This window comes from Luteimonas sp. MC1750 (assembly GCF_016615955.1).
GTDB lineage: Bacteria > Pseudomonadota > Gammaproteobacteria > Xanthomonadales > Xanthomonadaceae > Luteimonas.
On record NZ_CP067113.1, the window covers coordinates 279,169 to 301,792 of the forward strand.

Sequence of the window (22,624 nt, forward strand, 5' to 3'; positions counted from 1 at the left end):
TAAACAGGCGTTGCGTGCTCAGTCGAAGCGGTGCTCCGGCGCGGCGAAGCCGACCACGATCGCGCCGCGCCCGACGTTGACCATGCCGGTGGTGCTCATCACGCTCTCGAACACCTCGACGTTCTGGCCGGCGCAGGCATCACGCAGGCGGGCATAGCCGGGCAGCGCGCGCATCTCGTCGAGCTGGCCGCCGTAGCAGAGCGTGACCGTGGGCGTCAGCAGGCCGGCCTGCACCCGTCGCGCGGCGAATTCGAACAGCTTCTCCACCGCGGGCTCGAAACCCTTGATCTTCGCCACCGGCCCGGTTTCGCCGCGGAAGCCGCGCAGCACCGGCTTGATGTCGAGCGCGGTGCCCAGCGCGGCGCTCAGCATGCTGATGCTGCGGTCGCCCTTGGCGCGCGCGCGGTTGCGGATGTAGTACAGGTCGCGCGGCACCAGGTAGCCATAGGTGCTGTTGGCCAGCTCTTCCAGACGGGTGCGGATGCGCGGCGGCTGCTCGCCGGCGGCGCGCAGGCGCGCGGCCTCGATCGGCAGGATGCCCTGGGCGCAGAACAGGTTCTGGGTGTCGATCACGCGCAGCGCGAACGGCGTGCTGTTGCCGGCCGCGGCGCGCGGCTGCTTGTAGTCGTTGAGGATCATGTAGCTCGCCTTCTGCGCGTTGGCGAAGATCGGGCTGCGCGACCCGGTGATCGTCATGCAGAAGACGTAGTCGTACTCGACCACCAGGCGCTCGAGGAACAGGTCGCGGATCTGTTCGGGCGTGTAGGGGATGGTCTCGGCGTTGGCGCCGCGTTCGGCGATATGCGATTCGAGGAAGGCCAGGGTCTGCGCTTCGTCGCGATGGTCGACCTGGACCGCGTCGCCGATGCGCACGGTGATCGGCAGCAGCTCGACCCGCTCGCCCTCCAGGAAGTCACGCGGCAGGTCGCAGGCCGAATCGACGACGAGACCGATACGCATTGCACGCCCCTCTGGCAGTTTTCCCGCCGCGATCGTCGCACGCAATGTGGCCTGGGTCACGCCTGCAGGGTGACCGCGCGCGCATTCGGCGGCGTGCCGCGGTGCCTGGCCTGCGGCGTCAGCCGGCCTGCGTGCGGTCCGGGCGATCGGCGCCGGCGCGCTCCACGCGCTCGCGATAGCGGATGAACAGCGGCACGCCGATGCCGATGCCCACCATGATCAGCGTGCCACCGATCAGCAGCCAGCCGACGGGGCGCGCGAAAAGCTCGACGAAGACGGGATGCATGGCAGGACTCTCGCAGGTGACCGGAGTCCATCATTGGCCAGGACGCGCGCGCGGATGTTGACCGGGGTCAATCCGCGCGTGCAGCGCCCGCCGCGTGGGCGGGCGCTGCACGCGGCGGATCAGCGGTCGCCGCCGCCCGGATAGGCCCGCGGCAGCTCGCCGCGCGCGGCGTCGGGCTCGGCGCGCAGGTAGCGGTCGCGCAGCTCGGTCTGGCGCGAGCGCATGTCGATCGCGCGGCCGTCGAACCAGGCCTGGCTGGCCAGGCTGGCGACGTCGAGCGGATCGCCGTCCCAGAGCACCAGGTCGGCGCGCAGGCCCGGTGCGATCGCGCCGATCTCACCGTCGACGCCGAAGGTCCGTGCCGGCACCCGGGTCAGGCCGGCCAGCGCCGCGTCCCAGGGCAGGCCGTGGGCGACGGCGTTGCCGGCCAGCTGGCGCAGTTTGCGGGCGTTGTGCGCGGCATCGCCGGCCTGGGTGAAGCCGACCTCAACCCCGGCCTCGCGCAGCACGGCGGCGTTGCGCTCGCTGGCGTGCACGCGGTCGAAGTTGGCCGGCAGGTTGTCCAGCGGATCCACGAACACCGGCACCCGGGCCGCGGCCAGCTCGCGCGCCACGCGCCAGGCTTCGCCGCCGCCGCGGATCGCGACCTTGAACCCGTGCCGCTTCGACCAGCGCAGCAGCTGACGGATGTCGGCCGCACGGTCCACCGCGACCACCAGCGGCAACGCGCCGCGCAGGTGCCGCTGCAGGGTGGCGCGTCCGGCGGGCGTCAGCAGCGCCATGTGCGACGCCGGCGGCAGCCGGCCTTCGGCCTCGTCGACCAGCTGGTCGAGCAGCATCCACTGCGCCGCGCGCGAACCGCCGGTGAGGTTGGCGGCGCGGCCGCCGAGGTCGATGAAGAGCAGCTTCGGGCCCGCCGGCGCATCGCCGCCGTCCAGGCGCATGACCGCGCCCTGGCCGCCGATGATCGAGCCGCCGCTGCCGGTGCCCGCCGCCAGCAGGCTGAAGCCGATGCCTTCGACGCGCGCCACCGGCACCAGCAGCGAGTCGGGGTTGTAGGCGAGGGTGACGTCGAACTCCGGGCGCACGCGCATGTCGTGCGCGCCTTCGCCCAGCGTCAGGCGGCCGTCGACGGTCGCCGACTCGCCGGACACTTCCTCGATGCCGATGCCGTTGATGCCGCCGAAGAGGGTGGGCGTGAGCGGACGGCCTTCGGCGTTGACCACCGGAACCCCGCCCGCATCCAGGCCGGTGCCGACGGCGGCGATGCGGCCGTTGCGCACCAGCACGTCGGTGCCCTGCAGCGTGCCCTGCGCGGTGGCGGTGTGCACGGTTGCGTTGCGGATCAGCAGGTCCTGCGCGACCGCCGCGGTCGAAGCCAGCAGCAGGACCGCCAGCGCGCCCCCCTGTAGGAGCGGCCATGGCCGCGATCGGCCTGCGGGACTGCTCCGCTCTCCGCCGCCATGGCCGGTGCAGCCCGGCTTGCCCGGATCGCGGCTGTAGCCGCTCCCACAGTCGGGACTGGAGTGGCCCGCAGGATCGTGGCTGTAGCCGCTCCGGCAGTCGAGGCCGTGGCTGCTCCCGCAGTCGTGGCGGCTCATCGCACGCCTCCCGCGCCGGCGCCGCGACCGAGCATGAAGTCCGAGCGCGGCTGGCGTGCGGGATCGTGGCGGTCGTACATCCGCGCGCCGTCGATCCACACCTGTTCGGCCAGCGCGTACGAGCTGAAGGGGTTGCCGTTCCACAGCACCACGTCGGCCATCTTGCCGACCTCCAGCGTGCCGGTGCGCTCGGCGATGCCCATGGCCTTCGCGGGATTCGCGGTCAGCCAGGTGATCGCGTGCTCGGGCGTGATGGTGATGCCCGCGCGGCGCGCATTGGCCATGACCTTCCCGGTTTCCTGGTTGAGGCGCTGGATGCCCTCGTCGGAATCGGAGTGCACGATCGCGCAGCCGCCGGGCGCGCGGTCGACGAGGGCGACGTTTTCTTGGATGCCGTCGAAGGCCTCCATCTTGAAGCCCCACCAGTCGGCCCAGAGCGCGCCGCAGACGCCTTCGCGGCCCAGGCGGTCGGCGATCTTGTAGGCCTCCACGCCGTGATGGAAGGCGGCGACCTTGAAGCCGAACTCGTCGGCGAGGTCGAGCATGGTCACCATCTCGTCGGCGCGGTAGCAGTGGATGTGCACGAGGATGTCGCCATCCAGCGCGCCGGCCAGGGTCTCGAGCTTGAGGTCGCGCTTGCCGTTGCCGTTGCCCTTGCTGTCGCCGTCGCCGCCCTTGCGCTTGTCGCGGTACTCGGCGGCCTCGATGAACGCGGCGCGGTAGCCGGCGACGTTGCCCATGCGCGTGGCCGGGCCGCCCTTCTGGCCGTAGACGCGCTTGGGGTTCTCGCCGCAGGCCATCTTCAGGCCGTGCGGGGCACCGGGAAACTTCATGCCCTGGTAGGTCGTGGCCGGCACGTTCCTGAGCGTCACGCCGCGCCCGCCGACCAGGTTGGCCGATCCGGGCAGGATCTGCAGGCTGGTGACGCCGCCGGCCAGCGCCGCGTGGAAGCCGGGATCCTGCGGCCAGACCGAGTGCTCGGCCCAGACCGCGGCGGTGACCGGCGAGGTCATCTCGTTGCCGTCGCTGTGCGACGCCGTGCCCGGGCTGGGGTAGACGCCCAGGTGCGAGTGGATGTCGATGATGCCGGGGGTCACCCACTTGCCGCGGCCGTCGACGCGCACCGCGTCGGCAGGCGCGTCCAGGCCGACGCCGACGGCGACGATCACGCCGTCGCGCATCAGCACGTCAGCGCCCTCGAGGCGCCTGCCGGTGCCGTCGAGCACGGTCGCGCCGCTGACCAGGACCGGCGCGCTGGCGATGCGCTGGTAGGTGCTGGGATAGGCGTCGCCGGGCGAGCCGCTGGAGGCGGCGTCGCGGCGGGGGCCGTCGCCGCTGCGCGATGCCGCGCTGGTGGTCGCGCAGCCGGTGGCCAGCGCGAGGGTGAGCGCCGCGGCGAGCGCGGCGTGGGTCTTGAGTCGCATGCGGAGTTCCCCGGGGTTCTCCGGCCACCCTAGCCGCGCGGCGGGGCACACGGCAATGGCCGGAAAGTCGTGGTTGGGCGACCGGGATCGCGGCTGTAGCCGCTCCTACAGCAGCACCGCTCTCCTGTAGGAGCGGCTACAGCCGCGATCCACATGCCAGAATCGGAGCAAAAAAACGGAGGAATGCATGAAGGAGAAGGACCAGATCGTCGGGAACTGGCTGCCGCGCTATACCGGCGTGCCACTCGACGGCTTCGGCGAGCACATCCTGCTCACCAACTTCGGCGGCTATCTCGGCCATTTCGCCCGCCTCACCGGCGCGGAGATCGTCGGCACCGACCGCCCGATGCCGAGCGCCACCGCCGACGGCATCACCATGATCAACTTCGGCATGGGCAGCCCCAACGCGGCCACGCTGATGGACCTGCTGTCGGCGATCGGCCCGAAGGCGGTGCTGTTTCTCGGCAAGTGCGGCGGGCTGAAGAAGAAGAACCAGCTCGGCGACCTGGTGCTGCCGATCGCCGCCATCCGCGGCGAAGGCACCAGCGACGACTACCTGCCGCCGCAGGTCCCGGCGCTGCCGGCGTTCGCGCTGCAGCGCGCGGTCTCGACCTCGATCCGCGACGCCGGGCTCGACTACTGGACCGGCACGGTCTACACCACGAACCGCCGCGTCTGGGAGCACGACGCCGCGTTCAAGGAGCGCCTGCGCACCATGCGCTGCATGGCCATCGACATGGAGACCGCGACCATCTTCGCGGCCGGCTTCGCCAACCGCATCCCCTGCGGCGCGCTGCTGCTGGTCAGCGACCAGCCGATGATCCCCGAGGGCGTCAAGACCGAGGCCTCCGACGCGCAGGTGAGCACGCGCTTCGTCGAGGGCCACATCCAGACCGGCATCGAGGCGCTGCGGCTGATCCGCCGCCACGGCAAGTCGGTGCGTCACATGAGGTTCGACGAATGAGCGACTCCGCTGCAGTCCCTGACGCCCGCGCCATCGTGGAGTTCTGGCGCGATGCCGGGCCCTCGAAATGGTTCAACGGCGGCGCGGCCTTCGACGCGGAGGTGCGCGGGAGGCTGGAGGCGGCGCACTTCGCCGCGGCGCGCCGTGAGCTCGAAGGCTGGATGGACGAGGCCGATGGCGCCCTGGCGCTGCTGATCCTCCTCGACCAGGTGCCGCGCAACATCTTCCGCGGCAGCGCGCACTCCTACGCCACCGACCCGCTGGCCCTGCACTACGCCGGGCGGATGCTGGAGGCCGGGCTCGACCGCGAAGTCCACCCGGCGCTGCGCGTGTTCTGCTACCTGCCCTTCGAGCACTCGGAAGACCTGCTCGAGCAGGAGCGTTCGGTGGCCCTGATGTCCCAACTCGGCGAGACCTACACCGACTACGCCGTGCAGCACTTCGAGGTCATCGAACGCTTCGGTCGCTTCCCGCACCGCAACCACACCCTCGGCCGCGCCAGCAGCGCCGACGAACAGGCCTGGCTGGACGCGGGCGGCGGGTTCTGATCCCGGTTGGAGTTCGCGGCGGGGCGGGCATTGCGCTTCGCGGGGGGGCGTCTGTTCTTTTGCCACGGATGGACGCGGATCAGAGCGGATTTGCACGGATAGAGCCAAAGCGACGACAGCGGGGCATCCGCTCTTCTGTTCTGTAGGAGCAGCTACAGCTGCGATCGCGCGCGGCGTGGGACGGGCGGGAAAAACCTTTGGCCACGGATGAGGCGGATCACGCGGATCACGCGGATCACGCGGATCACGCGGATAGCGTCCCCGCGAAGCGGGCTGGGCGCTCCGGCCACGGCGGGATCGCAGCTGTAGCTGCTCCTACAGAGGGGATCCGTGTGAATCCGCTCTGATCCGCGTCCATCCGTGGCAGAAGCTTTCGTCCGCCCCGCCCGAAGCAAGAACTCAATACCTCGGAATCGTCCCGTTCGCCTGCTCCGCCCAGGCGTCGATGCCGCCCTCGATGCTGTAGACCTCGCGGAAGCCGAGCTGGCGGAAGTGCTCCGCTGCCTGCTGGCTGCGGCCGCCGTGGTGGCAGAGGAAGGCCAGCGGGGTGTCCTTGGGCAGCGCTTCGAGCGCGGCCGGGCCGTCGTCGAAGGTCGAGTGCGGCACCGGGGCTTCGGCCAGCGCGCGCTCTTCCGGCGGGCGCACGTCGACCAGGCGCACGCTGCCGGCGGCACCGCGCGACTGCGCGTCGGTCGGCGACATCGCGCGCACCGTCGGCGGCGCGTTCGGGTTCTCGACCACCAGGCCGCGGCCGCGGGCGTCGTCGGCGAAATCGATCACCACGCCATCGGCGCGGCGCGCGGCGGCGACCGCCACCTGCACCGGGATGCCGTCGCACTCGACGGTCAGGGCGTTCGGATCGCGCGTGGCCAGGGCCAGGCGGGTGCGGTAGTTGGGGTCGATGTCGATCTGCACGGCGAGGTCGCCGCCGGCATCCTCGATCGCCTTGCGCAGGGTCGGCTGCGCGGCCTGGGTGATGGTGATCACCGGCGGCGTGCGATCGGGCGGCGCGAGGCCGAGCGCGGCGTGCAGCTCGCCGGAGCTGGACATCTGCTCGATGATGTCGCTGCCGCCGACCAGCTCGCCCTCGATGTAGAGCTGCGGGATGGTGGGCCAGCTGCCATAGGCCTTGATGCCCTCGCGGATCTCGCCGTCGGCCAGCACGTTGACGTGCGCGTACGGCACCTCCAGCGCCGACAGCGCCGCGACCGCCTTGGCCGAGAAGCCGCACTGCGGGGACTGCGGCTCGCCCTTCATGAACAGCACGATGCGGTTGGCCTGCAGCAGCGTTTCGATGCGCTGGCGGAGTTCGGGGGCAAGGGACATGGCGGGCACCGCGGGTCATCTGTGGGCCGCCTAGGGTACTCCGGGCGCCGTGCCGGGGCCTTGACCCGCGTCATCGACAGGCCGTGCTGCCGGGCGCCGAACCTGTGGGAGCGGCCATCGCCGTGATCGTGTCGTCGCAGTCCTGGCCGCCAGCGCAAGCGTCCGTGCCACCATTCCGGAATGTCCGAGCCCGCTGCCCTGCACGCCGTCCCCCGCCACCCGCACGCCTGGGCTGTTTGCGCCCTGGTGCTGCACCTCGCCGTGGCGCTGGCCTGGTGGCGGCTCGGCTGGCAGTGGGGCCTGGGCCTGCTCATGGCGCTGCACCTGGCCTTTGTCTGGGGCACGCTGCGCCCGGGCTCGCGGCTGTTCGGGCCGGTGCGCTGCCGCTTCCCGACCGCCCAGCGCGAGGTCTGGCTGACCATCGACGACGGGCCGTCCGCCGAGACCCCGGCGATCCTCGACCTGCTCGATCGCCACGGCGCCAGGGCCACCTTCTTCCTGGTCGGCGAGCGCGCGCAGGCGCGCCCGGACCTGGTACATGCAATCGCCACCCGCGGCCATGGGATCGGCAACCACAGCCAGACCCATCCCCAGGCGCGCTTCTGGGCCCTGGGCCCCCGCGCGATGCGCCGCGAGATCCTCGACTGCCAGCGCGCCCTGGCCGCGCTCACCGGCACGCCCCCGCGCTGGTTCCGCGCCGTGGTCGGCCACGCCAATCCCTTCGTCCACGCCCCGCTGCGCGAAGCCGGCCTGTCGCGCCTCGCCTGGAGCGCCCGCGGCTACGACGCGGTCGAATCCGACCCCGCGCGCATCACCGCCGCCATCGCCCGCGACCTCGCCCCGGGCGCCATCGTGCTCCTCCACGAAGCCGCGCCGCACGGTCGCAGCGTCGAGATCATCGCCGCCGTGCTCGGCGAACTGGACCGCGCCGGGTACCGGGCGGTGGTTCCGGAAGGTTGAAGGCAAAGCTTTGCCACGGATGACGCGGATGGCGCGGATTTGCGCGGATAAAGCAACGGCTTCAGTCGAATCGCGGGGATGCTCTGCCGTCGACGCTCTTCTGTAGGAGCAGCTACAGTTGCGATCAGTCGCCACGGCCGAAGCGGAATGCCACGCTGCAGGCAGGACTTCCCGGACCCGACCGCCATCGTACGGCCCAGGTTCGACGCGTCATGTCGGTGCGATCGCAGCTGTAGCTGCTCCCACAGGCAAGCGTCCCGTCAGCGCGTCATCCCCGCTGCGCGACGATCAGCCAGTTGTTGAACGGCGTGTTGCCGTACAGCGGCTGGAAGTCGACCGACAGGCCGGCGGCGGTCAGGCGGGTCTCGAGTTCGGTGCGGGTGGGGTAGCGCTTGGGGATTTCCTGCATCCAGCCGGCGAGGTGGGCCAGGCGGTCGGTGATGCGGGTGGTGCGGCCGCGGCCGGTGGCGTCGCCCAGGCCGCTGCGGATCACCAGCCTGGCGCCCGGCGCGAGCATCGCCGCGGCATCGTCGAGCAGCGCGCCCTGCGCCTGTGCGTCGAGGTACTGCAGGACGTCGAGGATGGCGACGCTGCCGCGGTGGGGCGGCCAGCCCTGGCCGAGGTCGACGACCTCGAAGCGCGCGCCGTCGGCGAGCCCGCTGCGCTCGGCGATCCTGCGGCCGCGGTGGATCTTGTCGGCGTCGATGTCCACGCCATGCCAGGGCATCGACTGGCCGTCCAGGCGCAGCGCGTGCAGCAGCAGGCCGAGGCCGCAGCCGAGGTCGAGCACCGGCGCGGTGGTGCCGCGCAGGGCCGCGAGCACGCCCGGATACAGCGGGTCGGTGCGCAGCTTCGTCAGCGTGTAGTAGTAGTCGTAGCGGTTGCCGTAGAAGCGCGGCGGCAGGAAGGCGCGCGCGATCGTGCGTGCTTCGGCGGGAGGAAACGGAGCGTCGGCGGCACGGCTGTTCATGGCGTCGTCCTTGGCGGCTGCAGCAGGCGGCGCGCGACCGGCAGGGCCAGGCGCGTCCATTCCGCGTACAGGGTGGCGGAAGGGTGCAGGCCGTCGTCGGCCAGCATCCCGGGTTCGGCGCCGCGTTCGCGGCTGGTCGCGCAGATGTCGACGAAGGCCACCGCGCGGGCGGCGCAGATCCGCCCCGCGGCGTCGTTGTACGCGTCGAGCTCGCGCGCGATCGCGGCCACGTCGCGGCCCGAGGCGGCCGCGAACGGGGTCACGCCCCAGTCGGGGATCGACAGCACCAGCACGCGCCCGGGGCGGTCGCCGGCGAATGCGATCGCGCGCCCGACGAGCGCCGCGAACTGCGCCGCGTAGTCGTCGACGCCGCGCCCGCGGTACTGGTTGTTGACGCCGACCAGCAGGCTGGTGAAGTCGAACGGTCCCCGTGGAGCGGACGCGTCGATGGCGGCGTCGAGCTCGTCGGTGGTCCAGCCGGTCGCGGCGATGGTCTGCGGGTCTTCGAGATCGATGCCTTCGCGGCGCAGGGCGGCGGCGAGCTGGTGCGGCCACCGGCCTTCGGCCGCGACGCCTTCGCCGATGGTGTAGGAGTCGCCGAGGGCGAGGTAGCGCAGGGACATCGGATCAGGCGGCCGCCAGCGCACGCCGATCCAGTACCCGGTCGATGCGCCGGAACACCTCGCGCAGCTGTTCCGGCTCGGGCAGCAGGGTGACCCGGAAGTGGTTGCGGCAGGACACGTTGAAGCTCGAACCCGGCACCACCAGCACGTGCCCGGTCTCCATCAGCTCGAGCGCGAAGCCGTGGTCGTCGAACCCGCGGGCGGCATCGCCGACCACGCCGGGGAAGGCGTACAGGGCGCCGTCGGGCACGCGCAGCTCCAGGTGCGGACTGGCGGCGCAGGCCTCGGCCACGACGCGCCGGGCCTCGTGCAGGCGGCCGCCGGGCGCGACCAGCGGGCCGATGGTGTCCAGCCCCGACAGCGCGGCCGGCACCGCGAACTGGCCGGGCACGTTGGCGCACAGGCGCAGCGCGCCCAGCAGGTCGATCGCGTGGCGGTAGTCGGCGGTCGCCGCCGCGTCACCCGACAGCACCGCCCAGCCGATGCGCCAGCCGCAGGCGCGGTGCACCTTGCTCAGGCCACCGAAGGACAGGCAGGGCACCTCGCCGGCGATCGGCGCCAGCGGCTGGAAGCGCGCGCCGTCATAGGTGATGCCGTCGTAGATCTCGTCGGTCATCAGCAGCAGGCCGTGGCGCGCGGCGATGGCGACGATGCGCTCCAGCAGCGCGCGCGGATAGTTCGCGCCGGTCGGGTTGTTGGGGTTGATCAGGACGATCGCGCGCGTGCGCGGCGAGACCAGTGCCTCGATCTCGTCCGGATCGGGCAGGAAGCCGTCTTCGGCGCGGCAGCGGTAGTACACCGGCCGGCCGTCGTTGAGGATGGTCGCCGCCGACCACAGCGGATAGTCCGGCGAGGGCAGCAGCACCTCGTCGCCGGGATCGAGCAGGGCGCGCAGGCTGATGTCGATCAGCTCGCTGACGCCGTTGCCGATGAAGACGTTGTCGGCCGCGGCGCCTGGCGTGCCGCGCGCGGCGTGGTGCGCGGCGATCGCCTCGCGCGCGGCCGGCAGGCCCTGCTGGTGCGCATAGGGATCGGTGTCGTGGATGTGGTCGGCGATCGCGCGCTGCATGTGCTCCGGGGCGCGGAAGCCGAAGGCGCCCGGGTTGCCGATGTTGAGCTTGATCAGCGCGTGGCCCTGGGCCTCGAGTTCGCGCGCGCGCCGGGCCAGTTCGCCGCGGATCTCGTAGCGCACCTCGGACAGGCGTTCCCGGGTGGCGACGTGGGGCGTGGGCATGCGCGCAATTCAGCAGGGTGGGGCGGTCAAGACTAGCGGAATTCCCGGCTAGAATCCCCGCGGATGACCGCCTCGCACGCCCCCGTTTGAACGCCGCGCCCGCCGCCCTGAGGGCGATCGGCTGGCCCCACGCCGGTCCGCCGCCCGAGGGCGCGTGGGCCGACGCGATGGCGGCGCATCCCGCCGCGCGTCCGGCGCGCGTGGTCGAACAACACCGCACCGGCTACCTGGTGGCGCAGGGCCCGGGCGAGGCGGTGTCGGTCGAATCGCTGCCGCAGTGGCAGCGGCCGAAATGCCCGCCGGCCGAGCGCGCCGCCGTCGGCGACTGGGTGCTGGTGGAGGACGGCCGTATCGTCGCCCTGCTCGAGCGCCACGGCGTGATCAAGCGCGCGATCGCGGGCGAGCACTACGGCCAGCAGCTGATCGCGGCCAACGTCGACACCGTCTTCGTGGTCTGCGGCCTGGACGCCGACTTCAATCCCAAGCGCATCGAACGCTACCTGCTGCTGGTGCAGGGCGGCGGCGTGGGCCCGGTGGTGGTGCTGACCAAGGCCGACCAGGCCGGTACCGATGCCGATGGCGCGCGCGCCGCGCTGGCCGCGCGCCTGGGCGACGAGGTCCCGGTGCTGGCGGTCAACGCGCGCGATCCGGACGGCGCCGCGGCGCTGACCCCCTGGCTCGGCCCCGGGCGGACCGCGGTGCTGGTCGGCAGCTCCGGCGCCGGCAAGTCCACGCTGACCAATGCGCTCCTGGGCGTCGAGCGCATGAAGACCGGCGAGGTGCGCGAACGCGATTCCCGCGGCCGCCACACCACCACGCATCGCGCGCTGATCCCGCTGCCGTCCGGCGCCTGCCTGATCGACACGCCGGGCATGCGCGAGCTGAAGCCCACCGGCGAAGAGGACCTGTCCGAAGGCGGTTTCGCCGACGTCGAGGCGCTGACCGCGCAGTGCCGCTTCAGCGACTGCCGGCACGAGGGCGAACCCGGCTGCGCGGTGCGCGCCGCGCTCGACGAGGGCCGCCTGGATCCGGCGCGCTATGCCAACTACGCCAAGCTGCGCGACGAGGTCGCCGGCGCCGCGGGCGTGCTGGCGGCGCGACAGGCGGCGAAGAAGCCGCCCGGCGGCCGCCGCCCCGCGCCGCGCAACGGCGGCCGCCCCGGCCGGCGCTGAGCCGCCGCATGCACGGCATCGACGCCGAGACCCTGCGCCACGCCGCGCTCGACGCGCGGATGGTGGACGCGGCGCGTGGCATCCGCGTGCTGACGCTGGCGAGCTGGCAGGCCGGGGCGCAGCAGCGTTTCCTCGGTGACCTGGCGATGGGCCGCCGCCGGCTGCCCGCGCCGGACTATCCGAAGCACGACTTCAGCCAGGCGCGGCGCGAGCTGGCGACGGTGGCGGCCGAAGCCGATCCCGCCCATCCCGCCGGCGCCTACCTGCGCGAATCGGCCGGATCCTGGGAGATCGCCGCGCAGCTGCTGGAGTCGCTCGGCAGCCCCGCCGCCGGCGCGCATGCGGTGGCGCTGTACGGCAGCCCCGACCAGCCGCTGCCCGGCCACGGCCCGACCACGCGCGAGGCCGCGCGCCATTTCATCGACATCGCCGACGAACTCGACCACGAGCTGCTCGCGCCGGCCGAGCAGGTGCCGGTCTCGGCGCGTGCGCTCCAGCTGCAGCTGCAGGGCGACCTGGACGCGTTCTTCGGCGGCCGGGTGGTCGCGGTCGAGCTGGATGCCGGGCTGATCGCCAAGGCCGCGGCCGGCGCCTACCGGATCCGCCTGCGCGACGGCGCGGTGTTCTCCGGCTACGACCGCGCCCAGCTGTTCCACCACGAGGCGCTGGTGCATTCGCTGACCGCGCTCAACGGCCGCGGGCAGCCGCTGTTCGCCAGCCTGGCGATGTCGTCGCCGCGCACCACCGCCACCCAGGAAGGCCTGGCGACCTTCGCCGAACAGATCACCGGCAGCCTCGACATCGGCCGCATGAAGCGCATCAGCCTGCGCACCGAGGCGACCTCGATGGCGCTGGCCGGCGCCGACTTCCTGCAGGTGTTCGACTACTTCATCGCGGCGGGGCAGTCGGACGAGGAGTCGTTCGCGTCCGCGCAGCGCGTGTTCCGCGGCGTGCCGGTCACCGGCGGCCACGCCTTCACCAAGGACGCGGTCTACCTGCGCGGGATGGTCGAGGTGCACACCTTCTTCCGCTGGGCGCTGCGCGAGGACCGGCTGCAGCGCTGCCGCCAGCTGTTCGCCGGGAAGATGACCCTGGCCGATTCCGGGCGCCTGCAGCCGCTGTTCGACAGCGGCGCGGTGGCGCCGCCGCGCTGGCTGCCGCGCTGGGTGGCGCAGGCCGGTGGCCTGGCGGGGCTGCTCGCGTTCTCGCTGTTCGCCAACCGGATCCGCCTCGACAGCATCGGTGCCGACGGCCGCGCGGCACCGGCCGGGCCGCCGGACGGATAGCGACTAGAATGGAACGCCAGCCCGAACCGCAGTCCTGACCATGTCCGATCAGCCGTCCGCCAGCCCGTCGTCCACCGAAGAGTTCAAGCAGGCGGCGCTGGAGTACCACCGGTCGGTTCCCCACGGCAAGATCCGGGTCACGCCGACCAAGGCCCTGGTGACCCAGCGCGAACTGGCCCTGGCCTACTCGCCGGGCGTCGCCTACGCCTGCGAGGCCATCGTCGCCGACCCCGACCAGGCCAGCACGCTGACCGCACGCGGCAACCTGGTGGCGGTGATCTCCAACGGCACCGCGGTGCTGGGCCTGGGCGACATCGGCCCGCTGGCCGGCAAGCCGGTGATGGAAGGCAAGGGCGTGCTGTTCCAGAAGTTCGCCGGCATCGACGTCTTCGACATCGAGATCGACGAGCGCGACCCCGACAGGCTGGTCGACATCATCGCCTCGCTGGAGCCGACCTTCGGCGGCATCAACCTCGAGGACATCAAGGCGCCGGAGTGCTTCATCGTCGAGCGCAAGCTGCGCGAACGGCTGAAGATCCCGGTGTTCCACGACGACCAGCACGGCACCGCGATCACCGTGGGCGCGGCGGTGCTCAATGCACTGGAGGTCGCGGGCAAGCGCATCGACGAGGTGCGGATCGCGCATTCCGGCGCCGGCGCGGCCGGCATCGCCTGCCTGGACATGCTGGTGGCGCTGGGCGCGAAGCCCGAGAACATCCTGGCGGTCGACCGCGACGGCGTGCTGCACGCCGGCCGCGAGGGCCTGGACCCGGACCGCGCGCGCTACGCCCGCGACACCCGGGCGCGCGTGCTGGCCGAAATCGTCGCCGGCGCCGACGTGTTCCTGGGCCTGTCCGCCGGCGGCGTGTTGACGGCGGAGATGGTCAGGACGATGGCCGAGCGACCGGTGATCCTGGCCCTGGCCAATCCCACGCCGGAGATCCAGCCCGCCGAGGCCCGCGCCGCGCGCCCGGACTGCATCATCGCCACCGGCCGCTCGGACTATCCGAACCAGGTCAACAACGTCGTCTGCTTCCCCTACATCTTCCGCGGCGCGCTGGATGTCGGCGCCACCGAGATCAACGAGCAGATGAAGCTCGCCTGCGTGCACGCGATCGCCGACCTGGCCAAGCGCGAGTCGTCCGACCTCGGCGCGGCCTACGGCGGCGACGTGCTGTCCTTCGGCCCGGACTACTTCATCCCGAGGCCGTTCGACCCGCGCCTGCTGATGATCGTGGCGCCGGCCGTGGCCCAGGCCGCGCTCGACTCGGGCGTGGCGCGCCGGCCCATCGACGTCGACGCCTACCGCGAGAAGCTGGCGCAGTTCATCCACCGCACCGGCCTGGTGATGAAGCCGGTGTACGAGCGCGCGCGCGCCGACATCAAGCGCATCGTCTACGCCGAGGGCGAGGAGGAGACCGTGCTGCGCGCGGTGCAGTCGGTGGCCGACGAGCAGCTGGCGCGTCCGATCCTGATCGGCCGCCCGGACGTCATCGCCCAGCGCATCGAGCGCCTGGGCCTGCGGCTGGAGGAAGGCCGCGACTTCGAACTCACCAACATCAACGACGACCCGCGCTTCGGCGACTACTGGCGCCAGTACCACGCGATGACCGAGCGGCGCGGCGTGACCCCGGACGCGTCGAAGAACCTGATGCGCTCGCGCGCGACCCTGATCGCCGCGATGATGGTCAAGCGCGGCGAGGCCGACGGCATGATCGCCGGCCTGGTCGGCCGCTTCCACAAGAAGCTCGGCTACCTGCGCAGCGTGTTCGGGCTGGAGCGCGGCATCACCGGCACCTCGGCGATGACCGGCGTGATCAACGACCGCGGGGTCTGGTTCTTCCTCGACACGCACGTCCAGGTCGAGCCCACCGCCGAGCAGATCGCCGAAGCCACGCTGCAGGGTGCCTACCGCCTGAAGCTGTTCGGCATCGAGCCACGGGTGGCGCTGCTGTCGCATTCCAACTTCGGCAGCCACGACAACCCGAGCGCGGCGAAGATGCGCAAGGTCCGCGAGATCCTCGCCAGGCGCGCGCCGCGGATGAACATGGACGGCGAGATGCAGGCCGACGTGGCCTGGGACGCGCTGCTGCGCGAGCGCATGCTGCCGGGCACCACCCTGACCGGGCGCGCCAACCTGTTCGTGCTGCCCAACCTGGACGCCGCGAACATCGCCTACAACCTGGTGCGGGTGATGACCGACGGCGTGGCGCTGGGGCCGATCCTGATGGGCCTGGACCATCCGGCGCACATCCTGACCGCGGCCAGCACGCCGCGCCGGGTGGTGAACATGACCGCGATCACCGCGGTGGAGGCGCAGATCCGCGCCGCGCGCCGCGGCGAGGCGTCCGCCGAGGCGGCGTCCTAGGCGCGCGCGGACGCGAGCGGGCGCGCCAGCTCGAGCAGGCGCGCCAGGTCGTCCTTCAGCACCACGGCGTCGGCGGCCGAGAGGTCCTCGTCGCCCTTCAGCGCGCCAGTCAGGAAGACATAGCGCGCGGTGGGCACGCGGCGGCGCACGGCCGCCAGCGCCTCGTGCCCCGACCAGCCGGGCAGGTTGAGGTCGCACAGCACGAGGTGCGGCAGGAAGCCGTCCAGCGCGGCCTCCAGGCCCTCGGCCTGGTGCATGCGCCGGCAGTCGACAGCCAGTCCGCCCTCGCGCAGCGCGAACTCCGTGAGCTCGGCGTCGTCGCGGGAATCGTCGACGATGAGCACGCGGATCGACACGCTCAACCCTCGGTGGGGCTTTCGTTCAGTACGGCCCAGAACTTGCCCAGCGTGCGCACGGCCTCGAAGAACTGGTCGACGTCGACCGGCTTGACCACGTAGGCATTCACGCCCAGGTCCCAGCTGCGGGCCAGGTCGTTCTCCTCGCGCGAGGACGACAGGATCACCACCGGCAGGCGCTTGAGGGTCTCGTGCTCGCGCAGCTGGTTGAGGACTTCCAGGCCGTCCATGCGCGGCATCTTGATGTCGAGCAGCAGGACCGCCGGATCGCCCTCGGGGCGGTCGGCGAAGCGGCCGCGGCGGAACAGGTAGTCCAGCGCCTCGACCCCGTCATGCACGTGGACGATGGGATTGGCGAGGTGCGCGTCGCGCAGCGCATCGATCGCCATCTCGGCGTCGTGGGGGCTGTCTTCGGCCAGCAGGATGGTGCGGATGGCGCTCATGCGGTCGGGGTCCGTTTGCTCAGGTCGAGGTTGGCTGGGAGGGTGAAGTGGAAGGTGGCGCCCTTGCCGGGCTCGGCTTCGGCCCAGATGCGGCCATTGTGCCGGGTCACGACGCGCTTTGCGCTGGCCAGCCCGATCCCGGTGCCGCTGAACTCGCTGGGCGAGTGCAGGCGCTGGAACACGCCGAACAGCTTGCCCGCGTAGGCCATGTCGAAGCCGGCGCCGTTGTCGCGCACGGTGAAGACGTGGTCGCCTTCGGCGTCGCGCGCGTGCTCGACCGTGACCGTGGCGGGCTCGCTCTGCATGCTGTACTTGACCGCGTTGCCCAGCAGGTTGCCCCAGAGCTGGCGCAGCATGTTCTCGTCGGCCACCAGCACCGGCATCGCGCCGATCTTCCACTGCACGTGGTGGCCGGGCGCCTCGGCGGAGACGTTGGAATCGAGCATGGCGCGGGTCTCCTCGACCAGCGACTGCATGTCGACCGCCTGCAGGCGCAGCGCGCTGCGGCCCAGGCGCGAGTACACCAGCAGGTCGTCGATCAGCTCGGACATGCGTTTGGCCGAGCCGCCGATGACGTCGAGGTAGTGGGTGCCCTTGTCGTCGATGCCGCCGCCCAGGTGCCGGCGCAGCTTGTCGGCGAAGCCGGCGATGTGCCGCAGCGGCGCGCGGAGGTCGTGCGAGACCGAATAGCTGAAGGCCTCGAGCTCGCGGTTGACGTCGGAGACCTGTTCCACCTTGCCCTCGAGCTGGCGGTTGAGGTCGCGGATGTGCTCCTCGCTGGCCTTCTGCAGGCTGATGTCGCTGGCGGTCACCAGGGCGACGGTCTCCTCGCTGTCGGGCAGCTCCATCAGCCGCGCGTTCACCAGCATGGTGCGGTCCACGCCGTCGACGGTCTTCTGCTGCAGCTCGAAGTCCCACAGTTCGCGGCCCCGGCTGCAGACGTCGCGCAGGCGGCGCAGGGTCTCGCCGTCGTTCCAGGCTCCTTCGCCGGCCTCGGCCAGGTTGCGGCCGCGGGCGTCGTCGTCGATGCCGAACAGCTCGGCGAACGCGGCGTTGTGCATCACGATGTCGAGCCCGGCATCGACCAGCACGATCGGCTCGCGCACCGTATCCAGCACCGCCGCCGAACGCCGGTTGGCGCGCTGGGATTCGGCTTCGGCGCGGCCGCGGCGGTCGGAGTCGCGGATGGCCAGCGTGGCCAGCCCGACCAGCAGCAGGATCTGCGCGGCCAGGGTGCCGTAGGAGAGCCAGTCCGCCTGCGTTCGCGCGCGCGCGGCCAGGGCCTGGCGCTCGGCGAGGAATTCACGTTCTGCGCGGACCATCGCCGCGATCGGCTCCTGCACCGGGAAGTGCTCGGCCAGCCGCTGCAGCTCCTCGCCGTCGATCCCGCCGCTGCTGTCGACCAGCCGGCCGACCTGGTCGATGCGCTGCGCGATGCTCTGGCGCAGCGTGCCCACGCGCACCTGCTGGTGGGCCGAGTCGCGGGTGAGCTCCTCCAGCCGGTCCAGCGACGGGTTCACGATGGTGCTGCTGTAGTCCAGCCGTTCCTCGAGGACCGCCGCGCGCGCGCCCAGCGCGCGTTCCAGCGTGGCGGCCTCGATGTTGCGCACGGAGGCGTTGATCAACTGCACCGTGGCCTCGACCTCCAGCGTGTGCGCGACCGACTCGTCCGCCTCGCGGATCCGCTCCTCGGCAGTCCGCATCAGCAGGAACGGAATGACCACGATCAGCAGGATCGAGACGAACAGCAGGGGGATCCGCCAGCGCGGGTTCAGCTGGAAAGAAGCGGAAAGCATGTGTTCGGAAGAATCCCCTGTGGCGAGACCGCCGGTCGCGCTGCGATGCCCGGCCGCGGGATCATGCGGGAACCCGCCCCCCGGGGCAACGCCGCCCCGCCGGCCCATCCGGGCGGGCTGGTAGAATCGGGGGTCCCACGAATCCCGACTGACACGGCCGGCGCGCCGTTGCGGAGCAGAGCATGAACAGCTGGCTGAACGACGTCCTCGACAACGATCCGGACCCCATCGAAGCGCGGGAATGGATGGAGTCCCTGAAGGCGGTCATCGACGCCGACGGTGCGGAGCGTGCCCACCAGCTGCTCGAGGGGATGGTCGAACTGACCCGCCGCGCCGGCGCCCACCTGCCGTTCGCGCCCACCACCGAATACATCAACACCATCCCGCCGCACCTGGAGCCGAAGATCCCCGGCGACCAGACGCTGGAATGGCGCATCCGCTCGATCATCCGCTGGAACGCGATGGCGATGGTGGTGCGCGCCAACCGCAAGCCCGGCGACCTGGGCGGGCATATCGCCAGCTTCGCCAGCTCTGCCACCCTGTATGACGTCGGCTTCAACCACTTCTGGCGCGCGCCGTCCGAAGGCCATCCCGGCGACCTGCTCTACATCCAGGGGCATTCCTCGCCGGGCATCTACGCGCGCTCCTTCCTCGAGGGCCGCCTGACCGAGTCGCAGATCGACCACCTGCGCATGGAGGTCGACGGCCGCGGTATCCCGTCCTACCCGCATCCCTGGCTGATGCCGGACTACTGGCAGACGCCGACGGTGTCGATGGGCCTGGGCCCGATCGCCGCCATCTACCAGGCGCGCAACTGGAAGTACCTCGAGGCCCGCGGCCTGATCCCGAAGTCCGACCGCAAGGTCTGGTGCTTCCTCGGCGACGGCGAGACCGACGAGCCGGAGAGCCTGGGCGCGATCTCGATCGCCGGGCGCGAGGGCCTGGACAACCTGGTCTTCGTCATCAACTGCAACCTGCAGCGCCTGGACGGCCCGGTGCGCGGCAACGGCAAGATCATCCAGGAGCTGGAGGGCAACTTCCGCGGCGCCGGCTGGAACGTGGTCAAGACGATCTGGGGCAGCTACTGGGATCCGCTGCTGGCCCGCGACAAGGAGGGCCTGCTGCGCAAGCTGATGATGGAAACCGTCGACGGCGAGTACCAGAACTGCAAGGCCTTCGGCGGCAAGTACACGCGCGACAACTTCTTCGGCAAGTACCCGGAGACGGCGGCGATGGTGGCCAGCCTCTCCGACGACGACATCTGGCGCCTCAACCGCGGCGGCCACGACCCGCACAAGGTCTATGCGGCCTACCGCAACGCGACCGAGACCAAGGGCCAGCCGACCGTGATCCTGGCCAAGACGGTCAAGGGCTATGGCATGGGTTCGGCCGGCGAGGCGCTCAACCCGACCCACCAGACCAAGAAGCTCGACGACGACGCGGTGCGCGCGTTCCGCGACCGCTTCAAGATCCCGCTCGAGGACGACCAGCTCAAGGACGGCGCGGTGCCGTTCTACCACCCGGGCGAGAAGTCCGAGGAAGTCGAGTACATGAAGGAGCGCCGCGCCGCGCTTGGCGGCTTCCTGCCGCAGCGGCGCCGCAAGAGCACCGAGACGCTCGCCGCGCCGAAGCTCGAGGTGTACGAGCGCCTGCTGAAGGACACCGGCGAGCGCGAGATCAGCACCACCATGGCCTTCGTGCAGTCGCTGGGCATCACGCTCCGCGACAAGCAGGTCGGCCCGCGCGTGGTGCCGATCGTCTGCGACGAGGCGCGCACCTTCGGCATGGAGGGCCTGTTCCGCCAGATCGGCATCTACGCGCCGCACGGGCAGAAGTACAAGCCGGTCGACCGCGACCAGCTGATGTACTACCGCGAGGACGAGGCCGGCCAGGTGCTGCAGGAAGGCATTTCCGAGGCCGGCGCGTTCGCGAGCTGGATGGCCGCCGCCACCAGCTACAGCACCAACGACCTGCCGATGCTTCCGTTCTACATCTACTACTCGATGTTCGGCTTCCAGCGCGTGGGCGACGCCGCCTGGCAGGCCGCCGACATGCGCGCGCGCGGCTTCCTGCTCGGCGCCACCGCCGGGCGCACCACCCTCAACGGCGAGGGCCTGCAGCACGAGGACGGCCACAGCCACCTGCTGGCCGGGGCGATCCCGAACTGCCGCGCGTACGACCCGACCTTCGCCGGCGAAGTGGCGGTGATCCTGCAGGAGGGCATGCGCCGCATGCTCGACGAGCAGCAGGACGAGTACTGGTACCTGACGCTGATGAACGAGAACTACGCCCACCCGGCGCTGCCCGAGGGCGCGGCCGAGGGCGTGATCCGCGGCATGTACCTGCTGAAGGACGCCGGCAAGCCGAAGAAGGGCGAGCTGCGCGTGCAGCTGATGGGCTCGGGCACGATCCTGCGCGAGGCCATCGCGGCCGCCGAGCTGCTGGACAAGGACTTCGGCGTCACCGCCGACATCTGGTCCTGCCCGAGCTTCACCGAGCTGCGCCGCGACGGCTACGACGTCGAGCGCTGGAACCGCCACAACCCGGAAGCCAAGGCGCCGCGCAAGGCCTATGTCACCGGGCTGCTGGAAGGCCGCCAGGGCCCGGCGATCGCCGCCACCGACTACGTGCGCGCCTTCGGCGACCAGATCCGCGCCTTCGTGCCGATGACCTACACCGTGCTGGGCACCGATGGCTTCGGCCGCTCGGACACCCGCGCCAACCTGCGCCGGCACTTCGAGGTCGACCGCTTCCACATCGCCCACGCGGCGATCGACGCGCTGGCCCGGGACGGCCGGATGACCGCGAAGGACTCGGCGCGCGCGCTGAAGCTCTACCGCATCGATACCGACAGGCCGAATCCGCTGCATGCCTGAGGCCCCCGGCGGGTCGGCCGTGTCCGCGCCTTCGGCGCGCGAACCGGCGTGGCCCGCCGCGCTGGCCTGGTCCGCCATCGCGGCCGTGGCGCTGCTGGTGGCCGCGTGGTTCCACCTCGACGCCAGCGCGCAGCGGCTGTGCTGCGATGCACAGCAGTACTGGACCATGGCCGGGGACTACGCCGCCCACGGCTGGTTCGCGCCCCATCCGGTCGCCGGGCTGCGCACCTATGCGTATCCGACCCTGCTGGCCGCGGTCACCGGCATCGCGCAGTGGATCGGCGCGCTGCCGCGGGACGTGCTGTTCGCCGTCCAGTTCGCCCTGCACGTCGCGACCGCGGCGCTGCTGGCGCGCGCGGTGTTTCCGGGGCGGCCGCGCGCGGCCTGGGCCACCTTCGCGGCGCTGGCCTGCAATCCCTACGCCGCGGCCTACCTGCCGGTGGCGCTGACCGATGCCAGCAGCCTGGCCGCCTTCCAGGCCTGGCTGGCCTGCGTCGCCTGCTGGTACCGCCGGCAGCGGACGGGTGGCGGCGGCATGGCCTGGTTCGCGGCCGCCGCCGTGCTTGCAGGCCTGGCCTGTGCGCTGCGTCCGGCCTACGTCTGGCTGCCGGTGATCGGCGTGGTCCTGGCGCTGGCCCCGGTTGCAGGTCGCTTCCGGCCCGCCGCGCTGGTGCTCGCGCTGGTGCTGCCGTGGCTGGCGCTCGCGCCGCAGGTGGCGATCAACGCCGTGCTGTTCGACCGCGCCACGCCCCTGCCGGTGGCCGACCTGGGCCGGACCCAGCTGGGCTGGGGCATCGCCAACCTGAAGTACGCGACCGCGCCCCGGCCGGGTTCCGAGGCGCGCATGTTCTACGCCAATCCGATCCCGGGCGACACCTGGCGGGAGGGGGATGGCGCCGGCTGGTACCTGCGGCATCCCGCACGCGGGGCGGCCACGCTCGCCGCCAAGCTGGCCGGGGCCTTCGACTTCGACTTCCTCCAGGCCTACGTCTGGAACCGCGAGCCGGCCTGGTCGTGGCTCTACCGTCCGTGGCCACTGCTGCTGCTGGTGTTCGGCCTGCAGGGGGCCTGGCTGTACGCGCGCCGCGGAGCGGGGCAGGCGCGAAACCACGTCGACGACGTCCTCCCCTCGATCGGCCCCCGGCTGCTGCCGGCGCTCGCGTTCACCGCGTGGGCGGCCGTGACCCTGGCCAGCGTGGTGGAGCTGCGCTTCAGCCTGCCGATGCTCGCGCTGCTGCTGCCGCTCGCGCTCGGGGCCGTCCTCGACCTCCGCCACCAGGCGCGCGCCGTGGTGGCCGCGCGCCTCGCCTTCGCCGCCGCCGCATCGGGCGCGGCCTGGGCCCTGGCCGCTTTCGTCTCGGCGCAGAACGTCCTGATCTAGCGCAGTCCGGCACGCCGGGCGCCATGCCAGACTCGCGGCCGCCAGGCCGT

General features: G+C 71.8%; 17 protein-coding genes and 2 pseudogenes. 8 read left to right on the forward strand and 11 right to left on the reverse strand.

Translation table 11 applies throughout. The features are described from left to right. Nucleotides 1-18 precede the first annotated feature (18 nt). The 4 genes and pseudogenes from JGR68_RS01370 to JGR68_RS01385 all read right to left on the reverse strand — a co-directional run. Nucleotides 19-960 (reverse strand): DegV family protein, encoded by a 942-nt coding sequence (locus JGR68_RS01370; protein WP_199363245.1) that lies wholly within the window; start codon nucleotides 958-960, stop codon nucleotides 19-21. 118 nt (nucleotides 961-1,078) lie between these two features. Continuing rightward, complete coding sequence (locus tag JGR68_RS01375; RefSeq protein WP_199363248.1) at nucleotides 1,079-1,246, reverse strand: hypothetical protein; 168 nt, start codon at nucleotides 1,244-1,246, stop codon at nucleotides 1,079-1,081. Nucleotides 1,247-1,365: 119 nt separating this feature from the next. Continuing rightward, entirely contained in the window at nucleotides 1,366-2,847 is a 1,482-nt protein-coding gene (locus tag JGR68_RS01380) for an amidohydrolase family protein (protein WP_199363257.1), read from the reverse strand. Then, nucleotides 2,844-4,130, reverse strand: a pseudogene (locus tag JGR68_RS01385) (amidohydrolase); the annotation flags it as partial. The gene JGR68_RS01380 and the pseudogene JGR68_RS01385, both read right to left, overlap by 4 nt. Nucleotides 4,131-4,458: 328 nt before the next feature. Between JGR68_RS01385 and JGR68_RS01390 the strand changes: the two are divergent. Together JGR68_RS01390 and JGR68_RS01395 are read left to right on the forward strand one after the other, a co-directional pair. Next, complete coding sequence (locus tag JGR68_RS01390) at nucleotides 4,459-5,235, forward strand: AMP nucleosidase (RefSeq protein WP_199360055.1); 777 nt, start codon at nucleotides 4,459-4,461, stop codon at nucleotides 5,233-5,235. Then, entirely contained in the window at nucleotides 5,232-5,783 is a 552-nt protein-coding gene (locus JGR68_RS01395) for a DUF924 family protein (RefSeq protein ID WP_199360056.1), read from the forward strand. Before JGR68_RS01390 ends, JGR68_RS01395 begins: the two co-directional genes overlap by 4 nt. 399 nt (nucleotides 5,784-6,182) lie before the next feature. Here JGR68_RS01395 and grxD read toward each other — a convergent pair whose 3' ends face one another. Then, nucleotides 6,183-7,109, reverse strand: coding sequence for a Grx4 family monothiol glutaredoxin (gene grxD, locus JGR68_RS01400; protein WP_199360057.1), 927 nt, complete (start codon nucleotides 7,107-7,109; stop codon nucleotides 6,183-6,185). 180 nt (nucleotides 7,110-7,289) lie between these two features. On the opposite strand from grxD, the gene JGR68_RS01405 reads away from it, so the two are divergent. Beyond that, nucleotides 7,290-8,069: a polysaccharide deacetylase family protein gene (locus tag JGR68_RS01405; protein ID WP_199360058.1), complete on the forward strand. Its 780-nt coding sequence runs from the start codon at nucleotides 7,290-7,292 to the stop codon at nucleotides 8,067-8,069. Nucleotides 8,070-8,337: 268 nt separating this feature from the next. Here JGR68_RS01405 and JGR68_RS01410 read toward each other — a convergent pair whose 3' ends face one another. From JGR68_RS01410 to JGR68_RS01420, 3 genes are read right to left on the reverse strand one after another with little or no spacing between them, the layout of a single operon-like run. After that, complete coding sequence (locus JGR68_RS01410) at nucleotides 8,338-9,039, reverse strand: methyltransferase domain-containing protein (RefSeq protein ID WP_199360059.1); 702 nt, start codon at nucleotides 9,037-9,039, stop codon at nucleotides 8,338-8,340. After that, nucleotides 9,036-9,662, reverse strand: coding sequence for an SGNH/GDSL hydrolase family protein (locus tag JGR68_RS01415; protein WP_199360060.1), 627 nt, complete (start codon nucleotides 9,660-9,662; stop codon nucleotides 9,036-9,038). Before JGR68_RS01415 ends, JGR68_RS01410 begins: the two co-directional genes overlap by 4 nt. A gap of 4 nt (nucleotides 9,663-9,666) precedes the next feature. Then, complete coding sequence (locus tag JGR68_RS01420; RefSeq protein WP_199360061.1) at nucleotides 9,667-10,896, reverse strand: aminotransferase class I/II-fold pyridoxal phosphate-dependent enzyme; 1,230 nt, start codon at nucleotides 10,894-10,896, stop codon at nucleotides 9,667-9,669. An 86-nt stretch (nucleotides 10,897-10,982) separates the two neighbouring features. Between JGR68_RS01420 and rsgA the strand changes: the two are divergent. From rsgA to JGR68_RS01435, 3 genes and pseudogenes are all read left to right on the forward strand, one after another. Beyond that, nucleotides 10,983-12,002, forward strand: a pseudogene (gene rsgA, locus JGR68_RS01425) (ribosome small subunit-dependent GTPase A); the annotation flags it as partial. A 74-nt stretch (nucleotides 12,003-12,076) separates the two neighbouring features. Continuing rightward, entirely contained in the window at nucleotides 12,077-13,354 is a 1,278-nt protein-coding gene (locus JGR68_RS01430; protein ID WP_199360062.1) for a flavohemoglobin expression-modulating QEGLA motif protein, read from the forward strand. A 40-nt stretch (nucleotides 13,355-13,394) separates the two neighbouring features. After that, entirely contained in the window at nucleotides 13,395-15,722 is a 2,328-nt protein-coding gene (locus tag JGR68_RS01435; protein WP_199360063.1) for an NADP-dependent malic enzyme, read from the forward strand. Here the strand turns inward: JGR68_RS01435 and JGR68_RS01440 are convergent. From JGR68_RS01440 to JGR68_RS01450, 3 genes are read right to left on the reverse strand one after another with little or no spacing between them, the layout of a single operon-like run. Continuing rightward, on the reverse strand, nucleotides 15,719-16,078 hold the full coding sequence (locus tag JGR68_RS01440; RefSeq protein WP_199360064.1) for a response regulator: 360 nt from the start codon (nucleotides 16,076-16,078) through the stop codon (nucleotides 15,719-15,721). The two genes, JGR68_RS01435 and JGR68_RS01440, sit on opposite strands and share 4 nt — an antisense overlap. 2 nt (nucleotides 16,079-16,080) lie before the next feature. Continuing rightward, a complete protein-coding gene (locus tag JGR68_RS01445; RefSeq protein ID WP_199360065.1) occupies nucleotides 16,081-16,521 on the reverse strand; it encodes a response regulator in 441 nt (146 codons plus the stop codon). Then, nucleotides 16,518-18,317 carry an ATP-binding protein gene (locus JGR68_RS01450; RefSeq protein ID WP_199360066.1) on the reverse strand — a complete coding sequence of 600 codons (1,800 nt, stop codon included), beginning with the start codon at nucleotides 18,315-18,317 and terminating at the stop codon, nucleotides 16,518-16,520. The genes JGR68_RS01445 and JGR68_RS01450 overlap by 4 nt, the downstream gene beginning before the upstream one ends. A gap of 182 nt (nucleotides 18,318-18,499) precedes the next feature. Here JGR68_RS01450 and aceE point away from each other — a divergent pair, with 182 nt between their 5' ends. Further along, on the forward strand, nucleotides 18,500-21,193 hold the full coding sequence (gene aceE / locus JGR68_RS01455) for a pyruvate dehydrogenase (acetyl-transferring), homodimeric type (protein ID WP_199360067.1): 2,694 nt from the start codon (nucleotides 18,500-18,502) through the stop codon (nucleotides 21,191-21,193). Beyond that, the gene (locus JGR68_RS01460) at nucleotides 21,186-22,574 is read left to right on the forward strand and encodes a hypothetical protein (protein ID WP_199360068.1); all 1,389 of its coding nucleotides are present in this window, start codon (nucleotides 21,186-21,188) and stop codon (nucleotides 22,572-22,574) included. Before aceE ends, JGR68_RS01460 begins: the two co-directional genes overlap by 8 nt. The last annotated feature ends 50 nt before the right edge of the window (nucleotides 22,575-22,624 follow it).

Bases quoted from the DNA above. Each gene is read 5' to 3' on its own strand.
- JGR68_RS01370 (WP_199363245.1), bottom strand. From the start codon at position 960: ATGCGTATCGGTCTCGTCGTCGATTCGGCCTGCGACCTGCCGCGTGAC.
- JGR68_RS01375 (WP_199363248.1), bottom strand. From the start codon at position 1,246: ATGCATCCCGTCTTCGTCGAGCTTTTCGCGCGCCCCGTCGGCTGGCTG.
- JGR68_RS01380 (WP_199363257.1), bottom strand. From the start codon at position 2,847: ATGAGCCGCCACGACTGCGGGAGCAGCCACGGCCTCGACTGCCGGAGC.
- JGR68_RS01390 (WP_199360055.1), top strand. From the start codon at position 4,459: ATGAAGGAGAAGGACCAGATCGTCGGGAACTGGCTGCCGCGCTATACC.
- JGR68_RS01395 (WP_199360056.1), top strand. From the start codon at position 5,232: ATGAGCGACTCCGCTGCAGTCCCTGACGCCCGCGCCATCGTGGAGTTC.
- grxD (WP_199360057.1), bottom strand. From the start codon at position 7,109: ATGTCCCTTGCCCCCGAACTCCGCCAGCGCATCGAAACGCTGCTGCAG.
- JGR68_RS01405 (WP_199360058.1), top strand. From the start codon at position 7,290: ATGTCCGAGCCCGCTGCCCTGCACGCCGTCCCCCGCCACCCGCACGCC.
- JGR68_RS01410 (WP_199360059.1), bottom strand. From the start codon at position 9,039: ATGAACAGCCGTGCCGCCGACGCTCCGTTTCCTCCCGCCGAAGCACGC.
- JGR68_RS01415 (WP_199360060.1), bottom strand. From the start codon at position 9,662: ATGTCCCTGCGCTACCTCGCCCTCGGCGACTCCTACACCATCGGCGAA.
- JGR68_RS01420 (WP_199360061.1), bottom strand. From the start codon at position 10,896: ATGCCCACGCCCCACGTCGCCACCCGGGAACGCCTGTCCGAGGTGCGC.
- JGR68_RS01430 (WP_199360062.1), top strand. From the start codon at position 12,077: ATGCACGGCATCGACGCCGAGACCCTGCGCCACGCCGCGCTCGACGCG.
- JGR68_RS01435 (WP_199360063.1), top strand. From the start codon at position 13,395: ATGTCCGATCAGCCGTCCGCCAGCCCGTCGTCCACCGAAGAGTTCAAG.
- JGR68_RS01445 (WP_199360065.1), bottom strand. From the start codon at position 16,521: ATGAGCGCCATCCGCACCATCCTGCTGGCCGAAGACAGCCCCCACGAC.
- JGR68_RS01450 (WP_199360066.1), bottom strand. From the start codon at position 18,317: ATGCTTTCCGCTTCTTTCCAGCTGAACCCGCGCTGGCGGATCCCCCTG.
- aceE (WP_199360067.1), top strand. From the start codon at position 18,500: ATGAACAGCTGGCTGAACGACGTCCTCGACAACGATCCGGACCCCATC.
- JGR68_RS01460 (WP_199360068.1), top strand. From the start codon at position 21,186: ATGCCTGAGGCCCCCGGCGGGTCGGCCGTGTCCGCGCCTTCGGCGCGC.